17 protein-coding genes are annotated in these 17,316 nt (G+C 32.9%); 7 read left to right on the top strand and 10 right to left on the bottom strand.

Annotated features, from left to right (window positions below; translation table 11 throughout):
• Nucleotides 1–326: 326 nt before the first annotated feature.
• On the top strand, nt 327–2,330 hold the full coding sequence (locus ABI657_RS16615) for a sensor histidine kinase (protein WP_348098389.1): 2,004 nt from the start codon (nt 327–329) through the stop codon (nt 2,328–2,330).
• A gap of 225 nt (nt 2,331–2,555) precedes the next feature.
• On the opposite strand, the gene ABI657_RS16610 is transcribed toward ABI657_RS16615, so the two are convergent.
• The 10 genes from ABI657_RS16610 to ABI657_RS16565 all read right to left on the bottom strand — a co-directional run bounded on the left by ABI657_RS16610 (nt 2,556) and on the right by ABI657_RS16565 (nt 11,715).
• Nucleotides 2,556–2,813: a hypothetical protein gene (locus ABI657_RS16610; protein WP_160375381.1), complete on the bottom strand. Its 258-nt coding sequence runs from the start codon at nt 2,811–2,813 to the stop codon at nt 2,556–2,558.
• A 12-nt stretch (nt 2,814–2,825) separates the two neighbouring features.
• The gene (locus ABI657_RS16605) at nt 2,826–3,134 is read right to left on the bottom strand and encodes a thioredoxin family protein (protein ID WP_041519142.1); all 309 of its coding nucleotides are present in this window, start codon (nt 3,132–3,134) and stop codon (nt 2,826–2,828) included.
• Nucleotides 3,135–3,288: 154 nt separating this feature from the next.
• Nucleotides 3,289–3,927 (bottom strand): peroxiredoxin, encoded by a 639-nt coding sequence (locus tag ABI657_RS16600; RefSeq protein ID WP_348098388.1) that lies wholly within the window; start codon nt 3,925–3,927, stop codon nt 3,289–3,291.
• 125 nt (nt 3,928–4,052) lie between these two features.
• Nucleotides 4,053–5,666 carry a glycoside hydrolase family 3 N-terminal domain-containing protein gene (locus tag ABI657_RS16595; RefSeq protein WP_348098387.1) on the bottom strand — a complete coding sequence of 538 codons (1,614 nt, stop codon included), beginning with the start codon at nt 5,664–5,666 and terminating at the stop codon, nt 4,053–4,055.
• 2 nt (nt 5,667–5,668) lie between these two features.
• Nucleotides 5,669–6,118, bottom strand: a complete 450-nt coding sequence (locus ABI657_RS16590) for a GNAT family N-acetyltransferase (protein WP_348098386.1) — start codon at nt 6,116–6,118, stop codon at nt 5,669–5,671.
• A gap of 50 nt (nt 6,119–6,168) precedes the next feature.
• The gene (locus ABI657_RS16585) at nt 6,169–6,720 is read right to left on the bottom strand and encodes a zinc ribbon domain-containing protein (RefSeq protein WP_348098385.1); all 552 of its coding nucleotides are present in this window, start codon (nt 6,718–6,720) and stop codon (nt 6,169–6,171) included.
• Nucleotides 6,721–6,724: 4 nt separating this feature from the next.
• Nucleotides 6,725–7,066, bottom strand: coding sequence for a hypothetical protein (locus ABI657_RS16580; RefSeq protein ID WP_348098384.1), 342 nt, complete (start codon nt 7,064–7,066; stop codon nt 6,725–6,727).
• Between the two features lie 22 nt (nt 7,067–7,088).
• Entirely contained in the window at nt 7,089–8,630 is a 1,542-nt protein-coding gene (locus ABI657_RS16575; RefSeq protein WP_348098383.1) for an MFS transporter, read from the bottom strand.
• The gene (locus ABI657_RS16570; RefSeq protein WP_348098382.1) at nt 8,617–10,188 is read right to left on the bottom strand and encodes a family 10 glycosylhydrolase; all 1,572 of its coding nucleotides are present in this window, start codon (nt 10,186–10,188) and stop codon (nt 8,617–8,619) included. Before ABI657_RS16570 ends, ABI657_RS16575 begins: the two co-directional genes overlap by 14 nt.
• A gap of 318 nt (nt 10,189–10,506) precedes the next feature.
• Nucleotides 10,507–11,715 carry an anhydro-N-acetylmuramic acid kinase gene (locus ABI657_RS16565; RefSeq protein ID WP_348098381.1) on the bottom strand — a complete coding sequence of 403 codons (1,209 nt, stop codon included), beginning with the start codon at nt 11,713–11,715 and terminating at the stop codon, nt 10,507–10,509.
• A gap of 274 nt (nt 11,716–11,989) precedes the next feature.
• On the opposite strand from ABI657_RS16565, the gene ABI657_RS16560 reads away from it, so the two are divergent.
• The 6 genes from ABI657_RS16560 (at nt 11,990) to ABI657_RS16535 (ending at nt 17,181) form a co-directional block, all read left to right on the top strand.
• Complete coding sequence (locus ABI657_RS16560) at nt 11,990–12,493, top strand: hypothetical protein (protein ID WP_348098380.1); 504 nt, start codon at nt 11,990–11,992, stop codon at nt 12,491–12,493.
• A 143-nt stretch (nt 12,494–12,636) separates the two neighbouring features.
• Nucleotides 12,637–13,032, top strand: a complete 396-nt coding sequence (locus tag ABI657_RS16555) for a VOC family protein (RefSeq protein ID WP_348098379.1) — start codon at nt 12,637–12,639, stop codon at nt 13,030–13,032.
• Nucleotides 13,033–13,431: 399 nt separating this feature from the next.
• Nucleotides 13,432–14,619, top strand: a complete 1,188-nt coding sequence (locus tag ABI657_RS16550; protein WP_348098378.1) for an SIR2 family protein — start codon at nt 13,432–13,434, stop codon at nt 14,617–14,619.
• Entirely contained in the window at nt 14,616–16,382 is a 1,767-nt protein-coding gene (locus ABI657_RS16545; RefSeq protein ID WP_348098377.1) for a helicase HerA-like domain-containing protein, read from the top strand. The genes ABI657_RS16550 and ABI657_RS16545 overlap by 4 nt, the downstream gene beginning before the upstream one ends.
• A 3-nt stretch (nt 16,383–16,385) precedes the next feature.
• The gene (locus ABI657_RS16540; RefSeq protein WP_348098376.1) at nt 16,386–16,598 is read left to right on the top strand and encodes a KTSC domain-containing protein; all 213 of its coding nucleotides are present in this window, start codon (nt 16,386–16,388) and stop codon (nt 16,596–16,598) included.
• Between the two features lie 124 nt (nt 16,599–16,722).
• On the top strand, nt 16,723–17,181 hold the full coding sequence (locus tag ABI657_RS16535) for a hypothetical protein (RefSeq protein WP_348098375.1): 459 nt from the start codon (nt 16,723–16,725) through the stop codon (nt 17,179–17,181).
• The last annotated feature ends 135 nt before the right edge of the window (nt 17,182–17,316 follow it).

Below are 17,316 nucleotides of genomic sequence, written 5' to 3'. Positions count from 1 at the left end.
TGGTAATTCGCCTGATGTATGAACCGGATTTCCTCCTAATGTTATTGAAGCCATGATTTTTGTTTAAATTAATGAGGTTCAAAAGTAAGGATTAATATTTTAATCTAAAAGAATTTGTTGCGGTAGTAGCTTTAGAATTAAGAAAAAAAAGATGTTGTAAATCCTGTATTTTTTGCTGAGAATTTAGTAATAGAAGATTTAATCAGTTATTAATTTTAGTTTAATTTGAAGGAATTCAAAATTCTACATAGAGGGGAAACCCCTGATTTTTTAAACCTTTCTAATTTATCAAATCAAAAAAGATACTTTTGTTAAAAATCTATACAATGTTTGGATTAAAAAAAACAGCCTTATTATTTATTTGGATTGTAATTTTGTTTTCTTTTTTAGCTTGTAATCAGAAAAAAGAAAACAATATAGTTTATAAAAAACCTCCCGCTGAAAAACTGGACGCAACTTGTAAATGGTTAAAAAACGAGGATAATTTTTTGAAAAAAAATTACATGTCAGTTTTATATCATTATTACAATCAAAAAATCAAGCAGAAAAATTATATCCTTGCAGCAAAATCATTAGAGTTAGTGGCTTGGAATACTGGTAGTTTTGCTTCTTTTGATCAACGTTTTTTTCAGACGGTGACTGCCTTTTCAAATAACTACACAGATGAAATTCCGGAAAGTAAAACCCGGTTTTTCAATATGTATTTTGGAGATTATTACACAGATAAAGGTTACTTTTATAAAGCAATTAAAGCGTATGCAGAAAACAGTAAAATAGATGTTGTCGATTATGATTCGTGTTACTTTAAAGGTGATGCATATCGTACTATTGCCTGGTGTTATTACCGATTGGGAAAGCAAAATCTGGCCTTGAAAAACGAATTGGCTTCATTAAAATATTTTGAAAAAACAGATAGCAAAGTAATGTTGGGCAATGTATATATAGGTATCGCTGAAATATATCAGAATTCAAAAGATTATGATAAAACAGAAGATTTCCTGAATAAAGCTCTCGCAATTTTTTCTAAGGACAAACAAAATAATTTAAGGAGTATTTATATTTGTTTATACAATAAAATCAATTTATACGATCGAAGTATGAATTATGAGAAGATGAATCCATTAATAGATTCGGTTTATTTCGGCTATAAAAAAAGTAAACAAAACGATCCTTCCATCAAAATTTCAATTAATACGTATTATGTTCATAGAATATTAGAACAAAATAAGTTTGCGGAAGCTAAAGCTATTTTAGATTCATTAAAACCGGAAGTAGATGCCATTAATTCAACCGTTTCATCTCAGGAATACACTGTCGCACTGGCTTCATTACAATCTAAGCAAAATAAAGGTATCCGGGATGTTAAACCTATTCACGATGCTATTCAGGAGCTCAAAACTATTCAGAATTATACAAGGGTAAGAGATCTTTATGCTGTGCTTTACAATGATGCAATGAACAGTAAAGATTACGAAAAAGCAATGCTTTACACAGATAGTATGAGTATAGCAACGGATAGTTTGGGTACGAAAGAGATGGCTCATAAAGTTGCAGAACTTGATAAAAAATATCAAACTAAAGCAAAAGAGCAGCAAATAGCATTGCAAAAAAAGACTATAGTTAATAATCGTACTACAATTGCATTACTGGTTTCCGCTTTAATAGGCTTTTTGTTACTAGCAACTGCATTTACGCTAATAAGAAAACAAAAACAATTGAGCAAGGAAAAGCGCAGCGCACAACAATATACGAAACAGTTACTTGAAAAAACAGAAGAAGAGCGCAAACGTATTGCCAGCGATTTACATGATAGTGTAAGTCACGAACTATTAAGCTTAAAAAATTCGTTTGAAGTAAAGTCTGAAATCACTAATACAAAAATTGACAGTATCATAAACGACATCAGAATTATAAGCAGAAATCTCCACCCAGTAATGTTTGACAAAATTGGGTTGAAATCAAGCATAGAGCAATTAGTAGAACGAGCACAATTGGTTAATAATTTTTTAGTTTCTTCACATATTGAATATAATCAGTCGTTGTCTTCTTCGGATGAGTTGCAGGTATATCGTATTATTCAGGAAGCTTTATCCAATATTATTAAATATGCTAATGCTGTTGCTGCAAAAATTTCGATTTTAGAAAATAGTACCTCATTATTAATCGAAATAAAAGATAATGGAATTGGTTTTAATATTAGTGAAGTATTAAAAAGCAAAAATTCTTTCGGACTTCATAATATTATAGAACGAAGTCGGGCCATTGGAGGTGAAGCAAAAATAGTATCCGACAAAAAAGGAACGATAATAACGATTGAAATTAAAAAATAATAGGCGAATATAATTGCAAATGATTATTGTATGCGAGAGGGATGGGAGCAGGCTACCGAAGTAGCGCGGACAGCCCGACAGCATTAGGAAAAGGGGCAATGAAGATAAAGTAAGGTAGCCCTTTTTTTTAATGCTGGCTCGCCCAAAACATAATTTTGAGGCATAAAAAAAGTGCCTTCTTTTCAGAAAGCACCTTTAGGATAATTTGCTGTTTTTGGAAAGCAATTATTTATCGATTGAGCCTAAAACACGTTTCATAAACGCATTTAAAGCTTCTTTTTTGTCTGTTCCCTGAGCAACCATTTTGTGCACTTCGAGAGCACCGTACATGTTTGAAATCAATTCGCCAATAACATCTAATTCTTCATCTTTTAGAGAAGGAATTTCAGTCATTGCTTCTAAGACTTCTATTGTTTCAATGATATAATCCTGATCGTTTTCTTCAATAAACTGGGTCAATTGCTTTATTACTGGTAATTTCATATTGCTAATTTATTAAGCGATTGCATTTACAAGATCGATTAAAACTTCTTGTTTGTTGGTTTGTGTTTCACCAACTAATTTTCCGTTGACAAAAGTGGCAAAAGTAGGCAAATTGCTCACATTGGCTAACTTTCTTGATTCCGGAGAATTTTCAGCATCAACCAAAACAAAAGTGATCGCTTCATTTTCAGTCGCTAGTTTTTTGAATTTTGGTTTCATAATACGGCAATTTCCACACCATGAAGCTGAATATTGTACTACTACTTTTTCGTTTTTAGCAACTAAGTCTGCTAAAGTATCTTCGTTTAAGTCGATTAACATAGTTTTAAAATTTCAATGTCAATTTCAATGGAAAAAATCAATTTTCAGGAAATGATATTTGTCGGAAATTGAAATTATTGTTAATTTAAAGGGGTTTTGAAATACAATGGCAAGATCAAAAATTGAATATTGAAATTGCCATTGTTATTGAGAATTAATTAGCGCTTAAGTATTCAGCGGTACTATTTCTGTCTGCAGACATTGCTTCTTTACCAGGTTCCCAGTTTGCAGGACAAACTTCTCCTTTTTCCTGTATGTGAGTGTAAGCGTCAACCATTCTTAAGTATTCGTTTACGTTACGGCCTAAAGGCATATCGTTTACACTTTCGTGGAAGATTTTTCCAGTTTCGTCAATTAGGTAAGTAGCTCGGTACGTTACATTTGAACCTTCGATGATTACTGAATCGGTTTCTTCGCTGTATTCTGTTGATTCAATATCTAAAATTCCTAAAATGTTAGATAAGTTACGGTTGGTATCCGCTAAGATTGGATACGTTACACCTTCGATTCCACCATTGTTTTTTGGAGTGTTTAACCAGGCAAAATGTACTTCGTTTGTGTCGCATGAAGCTCCGATTACGATAGTATTTCTTTTTTCAAATTCTGGTAATGCAGCCTGAAAAGCGTGTAGTTCAGTTGGACATACGAAAGTAAAATCTTTTGGGTACCAAAATAATACTACTTTTTTGTTATTGTTTACTGCTTCTTCGAAGATGTTAATTTTTAAGTTATCACCCATTTCAGAGATAGCATCTACTGCAATACTTGGGAATTTTTTTCCTACTAAAGACATATTTTTCGTTTTAAGTTAAAATTTATTTTCTGATGCAAAAATAAGCTATAAATCAAGTTATATACAATAAGATGTGATTATAAATTTTTATAATTCGATAGTTTTTTACTATTTAAATTTTTAAGTTATTGAATATCAATACTTACCGGTAATATTCCGGATAAGGAAGTGTTTTTTAAAAGCTGTATTGCGGCAGTTTCCTGAAATTCCCAGAAATCCTGATAAGCCTGAATCAAACCCGCAGCCTTTTTTAAATTGGGAATTAAGGGTAAAACATAGGGATTACCAAAAACATAAAGAATACATTTTTTGGTTTGAAGTAATTCTGAAAGTAAATCCAGGACTTCATTATCAATTTCGAAATTATTCATTGGTTTTGCTTTCGGCACAAATAAGGAAATGATAATCGTTTCGAAGTTTTCTAAACCTTTTTTAATTTCTGAAATATTGGAATCCTCTAAGTTTTCAAAAGCAAATTCAGGGGAAACTAATTTAGAATTTATGGTTTTGAAGAATGTATTTTCTGCAGTTTTATACAAACCCAACTTGGCTAATTGATTGTTTTTTTTCGCTTCAAAAACCAATTCAGTATTTGAATTATCGATGATTTTTGTGATACAATTTTCTGCAATTTTAGCGTTTAGAAGAGAAGCATTTTTGAAGTTTAATTCACCTGAAGCAAAATCTTTATTATTTAAAATGCCGACTTTTTCCTTGCATTTCATGATTCGGTTATAGCTTTCAAATATACGGTCAGGCGAAGCATTTTTGAAGATGGCTTCAATTCCTTCCGGAACATTTTCAGCAAAACACAAAACATCATTTCCGGCATTAAAGGCTTCCCATTCCAGTTCACCTTTTGTTTCGTACAATTTAGAAACACTGTGCATGTTCAATGCATCAGAAATTACCAAACCATCGTAACCTAATCTCTCTCGTAAAAGATCGTGAATTACTGCTTTTGATAATGTCGCTGAAGTATCTTTTCCGTCATTCAGACTCGGAACGGCTAAATGTCCAATCATAATCGAATCGACCTTGTTTTCGATTCCTCTGATGAAGGGATACAATTCGTTTTCAAGTAATTCGTCTAAAGTTTCCTTTAAAACCGGTAATCCTAAGTGTGAATCAACATTGGTGTTTCCGTGTCCAGGAAAGTGTTTCAGGCAGCCTAAAACTCCGGAATCAGACAAACCTCTTAAATATTCTATAGCAAAATCGGCTACTTTTTCTTTGTTTTCACCAAAAGAGCGATAGCCAATAACCGGATTATTTGGATTGTTGTTAATATCTGCCAAAGGCGATAAATTGTAATGGATTCCAGCAGATTTTAAATCCATGCCAATTTGTTTTCCAACTTCATAGACCAGAGCTGATTTGTTTTCAGGCAGAGCGCCCAATGTAATCGCGTAAGGGTATTGAGGCGTTTTTTCGATGCGCATTGCCAAACCCCATTCGGCATCAATGCTTATTAAAAGTGGAGTAGGAGCCGACTTTTGGTAACGAACAATTAAGTCTTTTATTTTTTGGTAGCTGTCATCATTAAAAACGACTTTTTTCTTGCTTTCATAATTGGTTGCAGCACTTGCACGGCTGTGAAAAAAGGTCAGTCCGCCAATATTGTGTTCTTTGATCAAACGTTCGGTTTTCTGAATGTTTTCTTCGGTATCGTTGATGAAAACGGCAGGAAAAAAGAATTGTCCCACTTTTTGTCTTAATGCTTCAGCTGTTATTTTCATTATTATAAAGTCTTTTTCATGCAGACGCTGTTATCCATTTTTTCATAAGGCGGATAATTTGGAATGATAGTGTAATCTTGTTTTTGGTACAGGTTAATAGCTTCCGGCTGATTTTTTCCGGTTTCTAAAATGGTATAAGCATAACCAACTTCTTTCGCCCAAATTTCCAGTTCTTTCAGAACGGCAGAAGCAATGCCTTTTTTTCGAAAATCAGGGTGCACGAACATACGCTTGATTTCAACCTTATCCGGTTCTTTTTCCCTAAAAGCGCCACAGCCAACAGCAATATCACTTTCATAATAAACGATAACATGTTCTATTTTATCTGTTTTATTAAACTGATTGTAGAAAGCGTGGTCTTCTCCGTCTCTGATAGCCAGATCCTGGTCTAATAATGACACAAGATTGATAAAGTCACGATCATCAGAGTTGGTTCTTTTTAAGCGGGTCATTGATATATTTTTTAATTTTTACTATTGAACTCATGAATATACGTTCATTTTTACTCGTACATTTCAGGTTTCACAATATATTGGGTTACGTATTCTCCGTTTTTATCTGAATAATAATAATTTAAAGTAATTTTATTATCTCTAAACAGCTTCATACCGGGCTTTGTTTTCACATTTTGCAAAATTCCTGGGAAAATATATTTTTTTACGGTATCCATTTTGACGTCAGCTTTTGCGATTCCCACTAAAACATAATTATACTGAACTGTTTTATTTGGTAATACAGCTATGTTTTTTAAAGTTGTATATTCATCAATATTTATGGGACAGGTTTTATTAAACTCATTAGCAAATTCAACAAGTTGCTTGTCAATTGATGGTTTGAATAGTGATTGTGTAACAAAAAACATTATAATAAAGCCGATTATAAACCCTATGAAAGTTTTAGTGTCAAATTTTCTTTTCGATTTTTTTGCTTTCAAATCTTCAACTTCAGGTTTTAAATTTTCGCTATCAGTTATCGGCAATTTAAAACCACAAATTGAGCAATACTTTGAACTGAAGTCGTTTTCTGCTTGACAATTTGAACAATTTTTTTTCATAAATTTATTTCGCCTTGCCTTTATTTTGTTTGGCAAGCAGTGTTTTAGTTTGTAATGCTTTTTCTAATCGGTTTTTGAAACGGAAAAGTTTGGGTAAACCTTCCAGTCGGTCTTCGAGTGTGATTTCTTCAAAAACTATAATAGCTTTTTCTAGAATCCGAATTTCATTTTCAATATCATTCTGATTTTTGTAGATCGTAGCTAAACGATCATAAGGGTGATTTCCTTTGTAGCTTTCCTCCACATTCTTTTCATATTCTTCAATTGCTTTTTCAAAATCTCCTGCTTTTTCGAACTCGCTTCCTTTCAGATTGCGTTCGGTCTGTAAAATTTCATTGATTTCCATAGGTTAAGATGTTTGTTTGGGGTTAAACTTCTTCTGTTTTTTTTCCATAATCCTTCGGGAAAATTAAAAACCGGGATAAAATAATTCCTGGAATTGTCGCCAGAAATACCCAGATAAAGAAATTTCCATATCCTAAATATTCCTGTATATAGCCGCTCAGCATTCCCGGAAGCATCATTCCCAATGCCATAAAACCAGTTGCAATGGAGTAATGGGAAGTTTTAGATTCGCCTTCGGCTACATAAATTAAAAACATCATAAAAGAGGCAAAACCAAATCCGTAACCAAATTGTTCCATTATTACTACGGCATAAATATAATAAATTGAAGCCGGATGAAAATGCGCTAATAAAACAAAACCTAAAATAGGTAAATGCATCGCCAGAATCATGGGTAACATCCATTTTGTAAGTCCTTGTGTAGAAATGGCAATTCCGCCTAAAATTCCGCCTAATAATAAAGCAATCAGGCCAAAAGTTCCGTAAATTAATCCTACGTCTTCTGTTTCTAAACCCATTCCATTTCTTTCAACTACGGTTGAATTGCCTTTATTTTCAATTACATGATTTATAAAATCTATTCTCGGTTTGTTGGCTTTTTGATATTCAGTGGGGCTGGGCTCCACTTTTTCTTCTAAGCGTTTTTTAGTATTTCTTCCTATACCCTGTATTGGCAAACTGCTATATATTACTTTTAATTCTGATTTAGAAAGTTGCTCTCCTTTTTTAATTTTAGAAGAAAATAATTCTAATGCCTTTGACTCCTTTTGATCTGTTGTAGTTTCCACCAATTCATATCGGAGTGGATCTACTAAAAATGGAGTAAGCATTTTAAGCAATTGTGATTCTCCTAATCGGAAAACAAGTATAAAAACCAAGACTAAACCAATTTGTTTCTTTTTAAAAAAACTGGCAAAAACAGAACCAAAGCTTTTTTGATCAGATTCGGCTTTTGTATCTATTTTGGTTTCAACAGATTTAGGAGTTGAAAAGAAATTATAAGCGGTTAGAAACACCATTACTACTCCAACAAAAATCATTGTCTGTGACCATGCTTTTGTATTATCTCCATATTTATGTTCCAAATATCCGGCCAATAGAACGATAAGACCATTTCCGGTTAACATCGCTAATCTGTAGCAGGTATTTCTAATTCCCAGAAAAAGAGATTGCTGTTCCTTTCTTAGTGCCAATAAATAAAATCCGTCTGTTGCTACATCATTAGAAGCTGAAGCAAAAGCAGCAACCCAAAAAATCGAGAGGCTCAACAGGAAAAAATGATTTAACGGAATCGTCAAACCAACAACAAGAAACGCAATAGAAATAACCAGCTGCATAGACAAAAACCATTTTCTTTTGGTCCCATGCAGGTCGATGAACGGACTCCAAAGCGGTTTTATAACCCAGGGCAGGTACAATAAACTGGTATAAACACCAATATCTTCATTGTTGATGCCTAACTTTTTATACATCAATACAGATACTGATGTGATAATTATATAGGGAAATCCAGATGCAAAATTTAAAAGCGGAATCCAAAACCACGGAGTTTTATCTGTTTTCATCAGGCTGTGCAGGTATATAGATTTTAAAGGTCTTATTTAAATCAATAATAGTCGGGGTACTTTCGTTTGCAAAATAATCAATAAATGTCACTGCACAAGCTTTATATTGATTCATTTTTTCTGATGGAATTGAAAATGAGAAAGTTCCGGTGTTTTCGCATGCAGTTACTTTTTCAATAATCTGGCTGGCATCATTAATATCAATTTTAGAGATGTGTTCAGCTCCATACACAACCATATAGCGCACTTTTGTATTCAGCGGATATTTGATAGTAAAGGAATGGTGAAGACTGTCTTTTGCAAATTCATTTACGACAGGTGTATCAATAACGATATGTTTTAGATTGGGAACTGCTGCCGGAAGTGCCGGATATTTATATTGATTTTCTTCTAAATTGCGTGCAATATCGAAGTGTGTATTCATGAACCATTTCGCACTGAAATAAGCACTTCCGGATACGTTTTTAAAACTTCTGGCAAAATCAATCTGTGTTGGAATCTCACTGGTATAGCTCCAGCTTTTATCACTGTCAGACCTGATTTTATACAAAGCATGACCAATATAAACAGCTGTATTATTAGAGTTTTCTGCCCACCATTTTACTAATTTCGAATAAGAAGCAACACGGTTGTACATGCTCCAGTACAATTGCGGCATAATATAATCGATCCATTTTTGGTCCATCCACAAAACAGGATCAGCATATAAATCATCGTAATTGGATGTTGACTGTGTCTCGGAACCCTTTGGATCAACCGATTTGTTGCGCCAAACTCCAAACGGACTGATTCCGAACTGCACCCACGGTTTGCTTGCTTTTATCGTAGTCGAAATCGTATGTACAAAGTTGCTCACATTGGCACGACGCCAATCAGCAAGAGACAAACCATTTCCGTATTTTCTGTACGATGCAGTGTCGTTAAATACCTTTCCGGGAACGGTATACGGATAAAAATAATCATCAAAATGAATGGCATCAATGTCGTATTTATCCACAACTTCCTTTACTACTTTGGTTAAATGCTCCTGAACTTCAGGCAAAGACGGATCGTAGTATAATTTCCCCCCATATTCAATCATCCATTCGGGATGTTTAAAAATGTCGTGGTTCGGACTTAATTGTTGTTTGTTCAAATCGAAAGTGGCACGATAGGGATTCATCCACGCATGAAATTCAAAACCTCTCGCGTGCGCTTCCTCAATCATCCACGCTAAAGCATCATAATACGGATTCGGCGCCTGACCTTCTTTACCCGTCAGGAAACGGGACCATGGGGCGAGTTCTGTTGGGTAAAAAGCATCACCAACACTTCTGATCTGAACAATTACGGCATTGTAATTCAGTTTTTTGTAAGCGTCCAAAATCTCGAGATAATCGGCTTTTTCCTTATCGGTATTATCAAGGCTTGTTTTTGGCCAGTCAATGTTAACAACGGTTGCAATCCAGACACCTCTAAATTCGTTTTTAGGATGTTTTGCTTTTTCCTGTGAATTGACGTTCCATCCCAGGAACATTAAAAATAGAATAGAGAATAATAGGTGTTTATTTTTATGCATTGCAATCTTTTTTAACAGAAATCAAAAATAGTTTTTTTAACGGACTATCGTAAATAATTCAGAAATTATAATTTAAACGCTGTTTATTTCGTTTTCATGTAATTGTTTTAGCTTTTTATGACATTAATTTTTTAGCTGAACCTGATTAGTGTTTTTTGAAGCAGAAAAATTAGGGATTTTTAGGCGCATTGTCCCGCTTTCCGTTATAATCTTTTGTGCCGAACTCCGGCACAAAAGGATTTCCACTGTAATCGGGGCTAGAATAGAAAATTTTGTTTTTTTATGAACAGTCCCAAATAATAATTCAGGGTTTAATAATTAATCCGGAAAAGAAATTTTTCCCATGGTAACAGAAGGAATTCCTTTGTTTGTGCCAAAATTATAATCACCTCCCGCCACTGTTTCATTCGCTAAAACGGCAAATAAAACCGCTTCTTTGGCATCGCTTAAAATACCCAGATCATCACTTTTTTGAAATTCGCAGGGTAATAATTCGGTTAACCATTTGACCAGTAAAGGATTGTTGGTTCCGCCGCCGGACATATATACTTTAAAATCTTTGATATAAAATCCTGTGTCTTTGACAACAAACTGAATTGCTTCAGCAATGGTCTCCGCACTTAGCCGGGTTAAAGTAGCCAGCAAATCTGTTGCTGAAATGTTTTTTAAGTTCGTTTTTAAAAGTGCCTTTTGTACAAATTCAAAATTAAATAATTCCTGACCGATAGATTTCGGGAAACTTTTCTGGAAGAAAGCATCGTTTTTTAATTCCGACAAAAGAGTTTGGTTTACGGTTCCGCTTTGGGCGATTGCAGCGTCTTTGTCGTAACTCTTTTCAGGGAAATAATGTTGGGTATAAATATCGATTAAGGTATTGGCGGTCCCGGTATCGGTTACAAAAACATCTTCGGCATTTAGGGAAGCGGGCAAATAGGTGAAATTGGCAATTCCGCCCATGTTGAGCATTATACGGTTTTCGCCTTTTTTGCTGAACAGCAAATAATCGCCATAAACAGCCAGCGGCGCTCCTTCACCACCTGCTGCAACATGTTTCTGCCTGAAATCGGATAGTGTTATAATTCCGGTTTTTACGGCAATATGATCGCCATCTCCAATTTGCAGCGTCGCATTGGGAAACTTTTCCTGCTGGTGCAAAAACTTCGGAGCGTGCAAAACCGTCTGTCCGTGCGAAGCGATTAGGTCGACTTCATGAGCAGGAATATTCCATTTTTGAAGACAGTCGTTCACCATATTGGCGTGCAGGATTCCAATCCATTCGTTTAACAAGGCGAAATGCTGAAAATCGATAGTTTTTTGTGCAAAAACTTTACGGATTTCGTTTTTTATGTCTTCGGTATACTTGATGGTTTCAAATTCCAGAATTTTTACTGCTGCGTTTTTACCTGCACCCGAAATTGCACACAATGCAATATCCAGTCCGTCGAGTGAAGTTCCGGACATCAGCCCTATAATTTTCCGTGTCTTTTTTTGAGCGATTTTATACAGCTCCATTATGTTTTTATTCATTTAAAATGATGTTTTTTTAGCCTGCATTTTTATCGATAATTTATAAAATCAAATTTGTTAAGCCTTAATTGTAGGGTAATTGTGATATTTTGGTGATTTATTTTTTAGACGATTAATAAACAGGTATTTATACGTGGTTGTATATATTCAGTAATAGATATTTTTGCGAAATACTAATGGAATCTGTTAGTACAAAACACAGTAAAAATAAAATAAAATTATAGAATTTTTACAAGGTGTTACATTAAAATAGTAACCTTTAAATTTAGATTAAATGGCAAAAACTTTACTTGATTTTTTTAAAGTAGCTTTATTTTCAAAAAAGACGAAAAAGCCAACTAAAGGTGGAAGTTATTGTTCGCTGATTTTTAGCTTTAATAATTTTAATGAACCCAAAGTTTTTTTGAATCATATTGGGGAAGAAAAGTTAGAACACGTTACCATAACTATATTTGATGCTGAAAAAGTAAGACAAGTTAACCATTTGGAAACTACGAACCCTGAGGCCTTTACCAGCAAATATAATGATTGTTTCAATAAATATCATTTTGAAACCATCTACCCCAACGCACTTTACCCCAATATTCCCGTTGACTTAGATGAAAGCAAACCTCATATTGATTTAGTGGTGGAGATACGTTTTGGAAACAGGTTCCTAAAGCAGACTCTTATTATTGAAAATTATAAATGTCCTGACCGGATCATTAAGAATACGATTGAAGAGAACGGCAAAATACTTGTGCAGTCGCAGACTGGTTTTAAGGGAAAGGCAAAGTAATTTATCAAATCCTATGATGTATTAAGTCTTTTTGGCAGAGGTTTTAATAATACTATACAACATGATTTAATAGTGTATTTGTAAAGAATTGATGCACAGAATTGATAACTTAGTTTTCTTACTATTCATTTAAACTTAAAGTTATGGAACCTAAAATGATATGGGCGAATCTTGCCTCAAGCGACTTAGAAAGAACAACCCAATTTTATATTGATTTGGGTTTTGAACCCAATGGTAATCGTACAGAAGAATTATCAAGTTTCCTTTTTAGTAAAAACAAATTTATTATTCATTTCTTTTTGAAAGCAAGATTTGAAAGTAGTGCCAGAAGTGAAGCTGCCAATCTTGAGAAGCAAAACGAAATAATTTTTTCCCTTTCTGCTCAAAGTGTAGCCGAAGTTGATGAATGGTACGTAAAGGTTAAGAAAGCGGGTGGCACCATCTACGCTGAACCGGAGAAATTCGAAAAAGGATATACTTTCGGATTTGCTGATCCAGATGGGCACAAGTTCAATTTTTTATATTGGCCCGGAATGTAAATTAGATTAAAGATATACTTTTAAATAATGATACAAGTAATTTATTAAAATATATATAATCCTATACAGCTGGCGCGAGCGTCTTACTCTTGAACGCAAAGTGTTTATTAAATATCTAAATGATTTATGAGCGAGACTCTCGCACCGGCAGAGGGGAGGAATTAAATAATGAAATTAAGTGAAAAGTTCAATAAATCATTATATCTATGTTGATTACGGGTTTCCATAATAGAATGTGAACTATAAGTAGTAATGTTGTATTCGCTAATCTTTTAAACTTCACATCAGAACTTAACTTTTTACTTAATTACATTTATTTATGATTGTTGCAATTTACTAAGTGGATTAATGTATTTGTGGAAAAAATGATAGTAAAAAAATAATATTTAAATATTTAAAATGGATAAAGTGAATGTAATTAGGGAAATAAGAGAGCTTAAAACTCATTTGTCATATTCAAAAAATATAGGTTTCTTTTTTGGTGCGGGGACATCGTGTGCTCTTGGAATTCCAAATGTTGAACAATTAACAAAAGGAATTGAAGATAAGTTGATAGATGACTTTCTAGTAAATTTTAATCTAATAAAAAATGACTTAGAAACAATAATAACTACTAAAAAAGTAAACATTGAAGATATTTTAAATCAAATTCGAAGAATACGTGAATTAACTGCTGAAAGTTCAAAAGAGTATGAAGGAGTAAGTGGTGAAAATGCAAAGTTACTAGACAAGGAAATTTGCACAATAATCTATGATATAATATTGCAAAAAGAATCTATTGCAAATATTGATAGTACAAAAAAATTCTTTGCTTGGTTAAGCTTGTTAAATAGAGATTTTTCAAAAGAAGTATTTACAACAAATTATGATTTAATAATTGAAAAATCTTTAGAGGCAACTCAAATCCCTTATTTTGATGGTTTTGTTGGCTCTTTCGAGCCTTTTTTTTGGCAAGAAAGCATTGATAAATTCGTTTCAAAAAATGATTTGACCCAAAATTGGATTAGATTATGGAAAATACATGGTTCTTTGAGTTGGTTTTGGAAAGAAGATACGGCTTTAAACTCACAGAAAATTATAAGAATAGGGAAAGTTGAAAACATCAAAAAAAACGATAATGAGTTAGTTATATATCCATCAAAAGAAAAGTATGACTCATCTAAGAAGCAACCATTTATAGCTTATTTTGATAGACTTAAAAATTATTTGTTGAGTGGGGAATTATTATTTGTTTTTACGGGATATTCTTTTTCAGATCAACATATTAATGAAATTATTTTCAATTGCTTGAGACAAAATAACAGATTAACTGTTCTTGTTTTTTTCTTTCAAGATTCGGAAGTGGAGAATTTACATAAACAAACTTCATCTTATATGAATTTGAATGTTTTTGGTCCTACTAAAGCAATTATTAATGGAAATTTAGGTGAATGGGAATTTACGCCTCATTTATATCCAAATGAGAAATCGGACACTTACTGGAATGGTACTAAAAATGAATTTATGTTAGGTGATTTTAATCAACTCGTAAAGTTCTTTATCGCCAACTCTGGTAAAAAAGAAACTATTGAATCAATTACAAAATGAAATCTGAAATAACATATTTAGGGCATATTATTCGAGTTGATTCAGGAACAATTGAAGTTGAAGTATCAAATGATATTCCATCAGCTGCACCAATTATAAATGGTCGATTATATAAAATTGGCCAAATTGGAACTTTTGTTAAAATTCCTATAGGAAATATAACGATATATGGTATTGTTTCTTCTGTAAGTAATACACCAAGTAAATCTGAAGAAATTAATTTGAAACATTCTTTCGGATCAAGATTTCTAACAGTACAATTAGTTGGTGAAAAAATTGGAGAAGATGAATTTGAAAAAGGTGTCGGAACATATCCAACTATTAACGACGAAGTTCATATTGTAATTGAAAAAGATCTTTTTGATATTTATGGTAAAAAAGATAATGGTTCAATTGAAATTGGAAAACATTCTTCATCTGAAAACCTAAGTGTTTATGCAGATTTACATAAACTTATTTTAAGGCATTGCGCAATTTTAGGTTCAACAGGAAGTGGAAAGTCAAATACAACGGTAAGCATACTTAAAGCTATTTTAGGTGATTATCAAGGATCAAGAGTTATATTAGTTGACCCACACGGAGAATATCCCAGTGCTTTTCCTGATGCAAAAGTTTTAAAAATAAATGATGTAGCAAATCCATTATTTATTCCATTTTGGTTAATGAGTTTTGATGAATTAGCATATTTCCTTGTTGGAGCAAAACCAACAGATGATCAAAAGCCAGACTACAGATTATTCAGAGATTTAATTACTAAACTGAAAAAAGACAATTGTACTTTTTTAAAATCAGGAGTTATTAATCCAAATTTTGTGACAGCTGATTCGCCAATTCCATTTAGTGCGAGAAAATTATGGTATGAGATGAATTGGTTGTTAAATGCAACTTTTGATACGGCGAATAAAGATGACCAAATATTGGCAACTGCTAAAGAGATTGATGCTGGAGATATTGAGAATTTGATACCTGCGACTTTTACGCCATATCCAACCAATAATACAGCACCTTTTAAATCAAAACACATAGAATTCTACTCATACGAAAAGAAAATTCTATCAAGATTAAGGGATTCAAGATTTGATTTTCTTTTTAATCCAGGAGAATATAAAGATTCATCTTCTCACAAAGACCTTCACAATCTTTTGAACGAATGGATAGGAAGTGATAAGAAACTTGCAATTCTTGATTTAAGTGGAGTCCCTTTTGAAGTTTTAGATATTACAGTTGGGCTTATTACACGTTTTGTTTATGACAGTATGTTTTGGGGGAGACAAGAAACTTACACCGGTAAGAACAGGCCTTTATTGCTTGCTTATGAAGAAGCACATACTTATTTAAATAAAAATGAAAATAACAGTTATTCGAAAGAGGCCGTTGAAAAAGTATTTAAAGAAGGACGAAAGTTTGGTTTAGGGGCATTAGTAATCTCTCAAAGACCATCTGAAATATCAGAAACAATTTTAGCACAGGTGGGGACTTTTATAGCTTTAAGACTAACAAATTCTGGTGACCAATCAATTGTGAAAAATTCAGCACCTGACAATTTAAATAGTTTAATTGATTTGTTGCCGTCATTGAGAACAGGAGAAGCTATTATTGTTGGAGAAGCAATTAAAATACCTTCAAGAGTAAGACTTAAACTTAATGTCCCAAGACCAACAAGTGATGATCCTAAATTGGTCGAAAAATGGTTAGAAGCACATCCTGAAGATCAAGAGAATTACAAATTAGTTGTAACTAGAATTAGACAACAAAAATTTTAAGATATGGAAAGAGAATATGTAGAATCAACTATGATTAGGAGTTATGGTTTTGATAGTTCAACATCAATTTTAGAAGTTGAATTTAACAATGGTGCTATTTGGCACTATTTTGATATACCAGAAAGTGTTTTTTATGAAATGAAATCTGCTGGATCGTGTGGAAAATTTTTCAATGCAAACATCAAAGGTCATTACGCTGAAGGACAAGTTGGATGACAGAAAGAAAATAATCCAACTATTGCTAATTTATCAACAACACTGGTGCTCGATTTCATCGAGATCTACCGAAGGATCGCTCGAGCAAAACGATCAAAGTTTTTTTTGATAGAAAATATTAAATATGATAGAAAATAAATTCCGGAAAAAGGAAGAATATATAAAAGAATTTAATAAAAGAAATGCAGATGATTTTAGAGCTTCTCATCAGAGATTTGATTATCTGTTGGTAACTTTTGATGGTGCAGGAATTTATCTTTCATTAGAACTAATTAAGTTTTTATATGAGCACGACAAGCCAATTGATGTTTCTTTAAAAATTTTTGGAATGTGTTTCGCTATTTCAATTATATTTAATTTTTTATCTCAATTTTGTAGCTTTAATGTCTTTCACAATTTAGCTATGATGGAACAAGCTATTGCCTTTAAAGGTGAAAATGAAGATGAAGAACTTGATATAGAGAAATATAATGAGAAAATTAAAACTTATAATTTTTTTGGATCATTAGGTATGTGGATAAGTATGATATTAATGATAATTGGAACAGTTGGGTTAATGACTTTTATGTGTACTAAATTCTAATATTAATAAATTAATTCCCAAAGAATTTCTCATAAAACCAAATCCCTAGCCCTGATGGGAGGGAAAAACCAGATCGCGCGGATTTGCAATCATAAGTGTTCGAAACCTTATTTAGGTTTGAGAATATCATCAACT

The sequence above is a fragment of the Flavobacterium sp. genome, assembly GCF_039930565.1.
Taxonomy (GTDB): domain Bacteria; phylum Bacteroidota; class Bacteroidia; order Flavobacteriales; family Flavobacteriaceae; genus Flavobacterium.
The sequence above is the reverse complement of the archived record's forward strand: the minus strand, read 5'-3'. Positions and strand labels throughout refer to the sequence as shown.

Coding starts and splice junctions, on each gene's coding strand:
- ABI657_RS16600 (WP_348098388.1), bottom strand. CDS start 3,927: ATGTCTTTAGTAGGAAAAAAATTCCCAAGTATTGCAGTAGATGCTATC.
- ABI657_RS16535 (WP_348098375.1), top strand. CDS start 16,723: ATGATAGAAAATAAATTCCGGAAAAAGGAAGAATATATAAAAGAATTT.
- ABI657_RS16590 (WP_348098386.1), bottom strand. CDS start 6,118: ATGACCCGCTTAAAAAGAACCAACTCTGATGATCGTGACTTTATCAAT.
- ABI657_RS16540 (WP_348098376.1), top strand. CDS start 16,386: ATGGAAAGAGAATATGTAGAATCAACTATGATTAGGAGTTATGGTTTT.
- ABI657_RS16595 (WP_348098387.1), bottom strand. CDS start 5,666: ATGAAAATAACAGCTGAAGCATTAAGACAAAAAGTGGGACAATTCTTT.
- ABI657_RS16605 (WP_041519142.1), bottom strand. CDS start 3,134: ATGTTAATCGACTTAAACGAAGATACTTTAGCAGACTTAGTTGCTAAA.
- ABI657_RS16575 (WP_348098383.1), bottom strand. CDS start 8,630: ATGAAAACAGATAAAACTCCGTGGTTTTGGATTCCGCTTTTAAATTTT.
- ABI657_RS16560 (WP_348098380.1), top strand. CDS start 11,990: ATGGCAAAAACTTTACTTGATTTTTTTAAAGTAGCTTTATTTTCAAAA.
- ABI657_RS16545 (WP_348098377.1), top strand. CDS start 14,616: ATGAAATCTGAAATAACATATTTAGGGCATATTATTCGAGTTGATTCA.
- ABI657_RS16585 (WP_348098385.1), bottom strand. CDS start 6,720: ATGAAAAAAAATTGTTCAAATTGTCAAGCAGAAAACGACTTCAGTTCA.
- ABI657_RS16550 (WP_348098378.1), top strand. CDS start 13,432: ATGGATAAAGTGAATGTAATTAGGGAAATAAGAGAGCTTAAAACTCAT.
- ABI657_RS16565 (WP_348098381.1), bottom strand. CDS start 11,715: ATGAATAAAAACATAATGGAGCTGTATAAAATCGCTCAAAAAAAGACA.
- ABI657_RS16580 (WP_348098384.1), bottom strand. CDS start 7,066: ATGGAAATCAATGAAATTTTACAGACCGAACGCAATCTGAAAGGAAGC.
- ABI657_RS16570 (WP_348098382.1), bottom strand. CDS start 10,188: ATGCATAAAAATAAACACCTATTATTCTCTATTCTATTTTTAATGTTC.
- ABI657_RS16615 (WP_348098389.1), top strand. CDS start 327: ATGTTTGGATTAAAAAAAACAGCCTTATTATTTATTTGGATTGTAATT.
- ABI657_RS16555 (WP_348098379.1), top strand. CDS start 12,637: ATGGAACCTAAAATGATATGGGCGAATCTTGCCTCAAGCGACTTAGAA.
- ABI657_RS16610 (WP_160375381.1), bottom strand. CDS start 2,813: ATGAAATTACCAGTAATAAAGCAATTGACCCAGTTTATTGAAGAAAAC.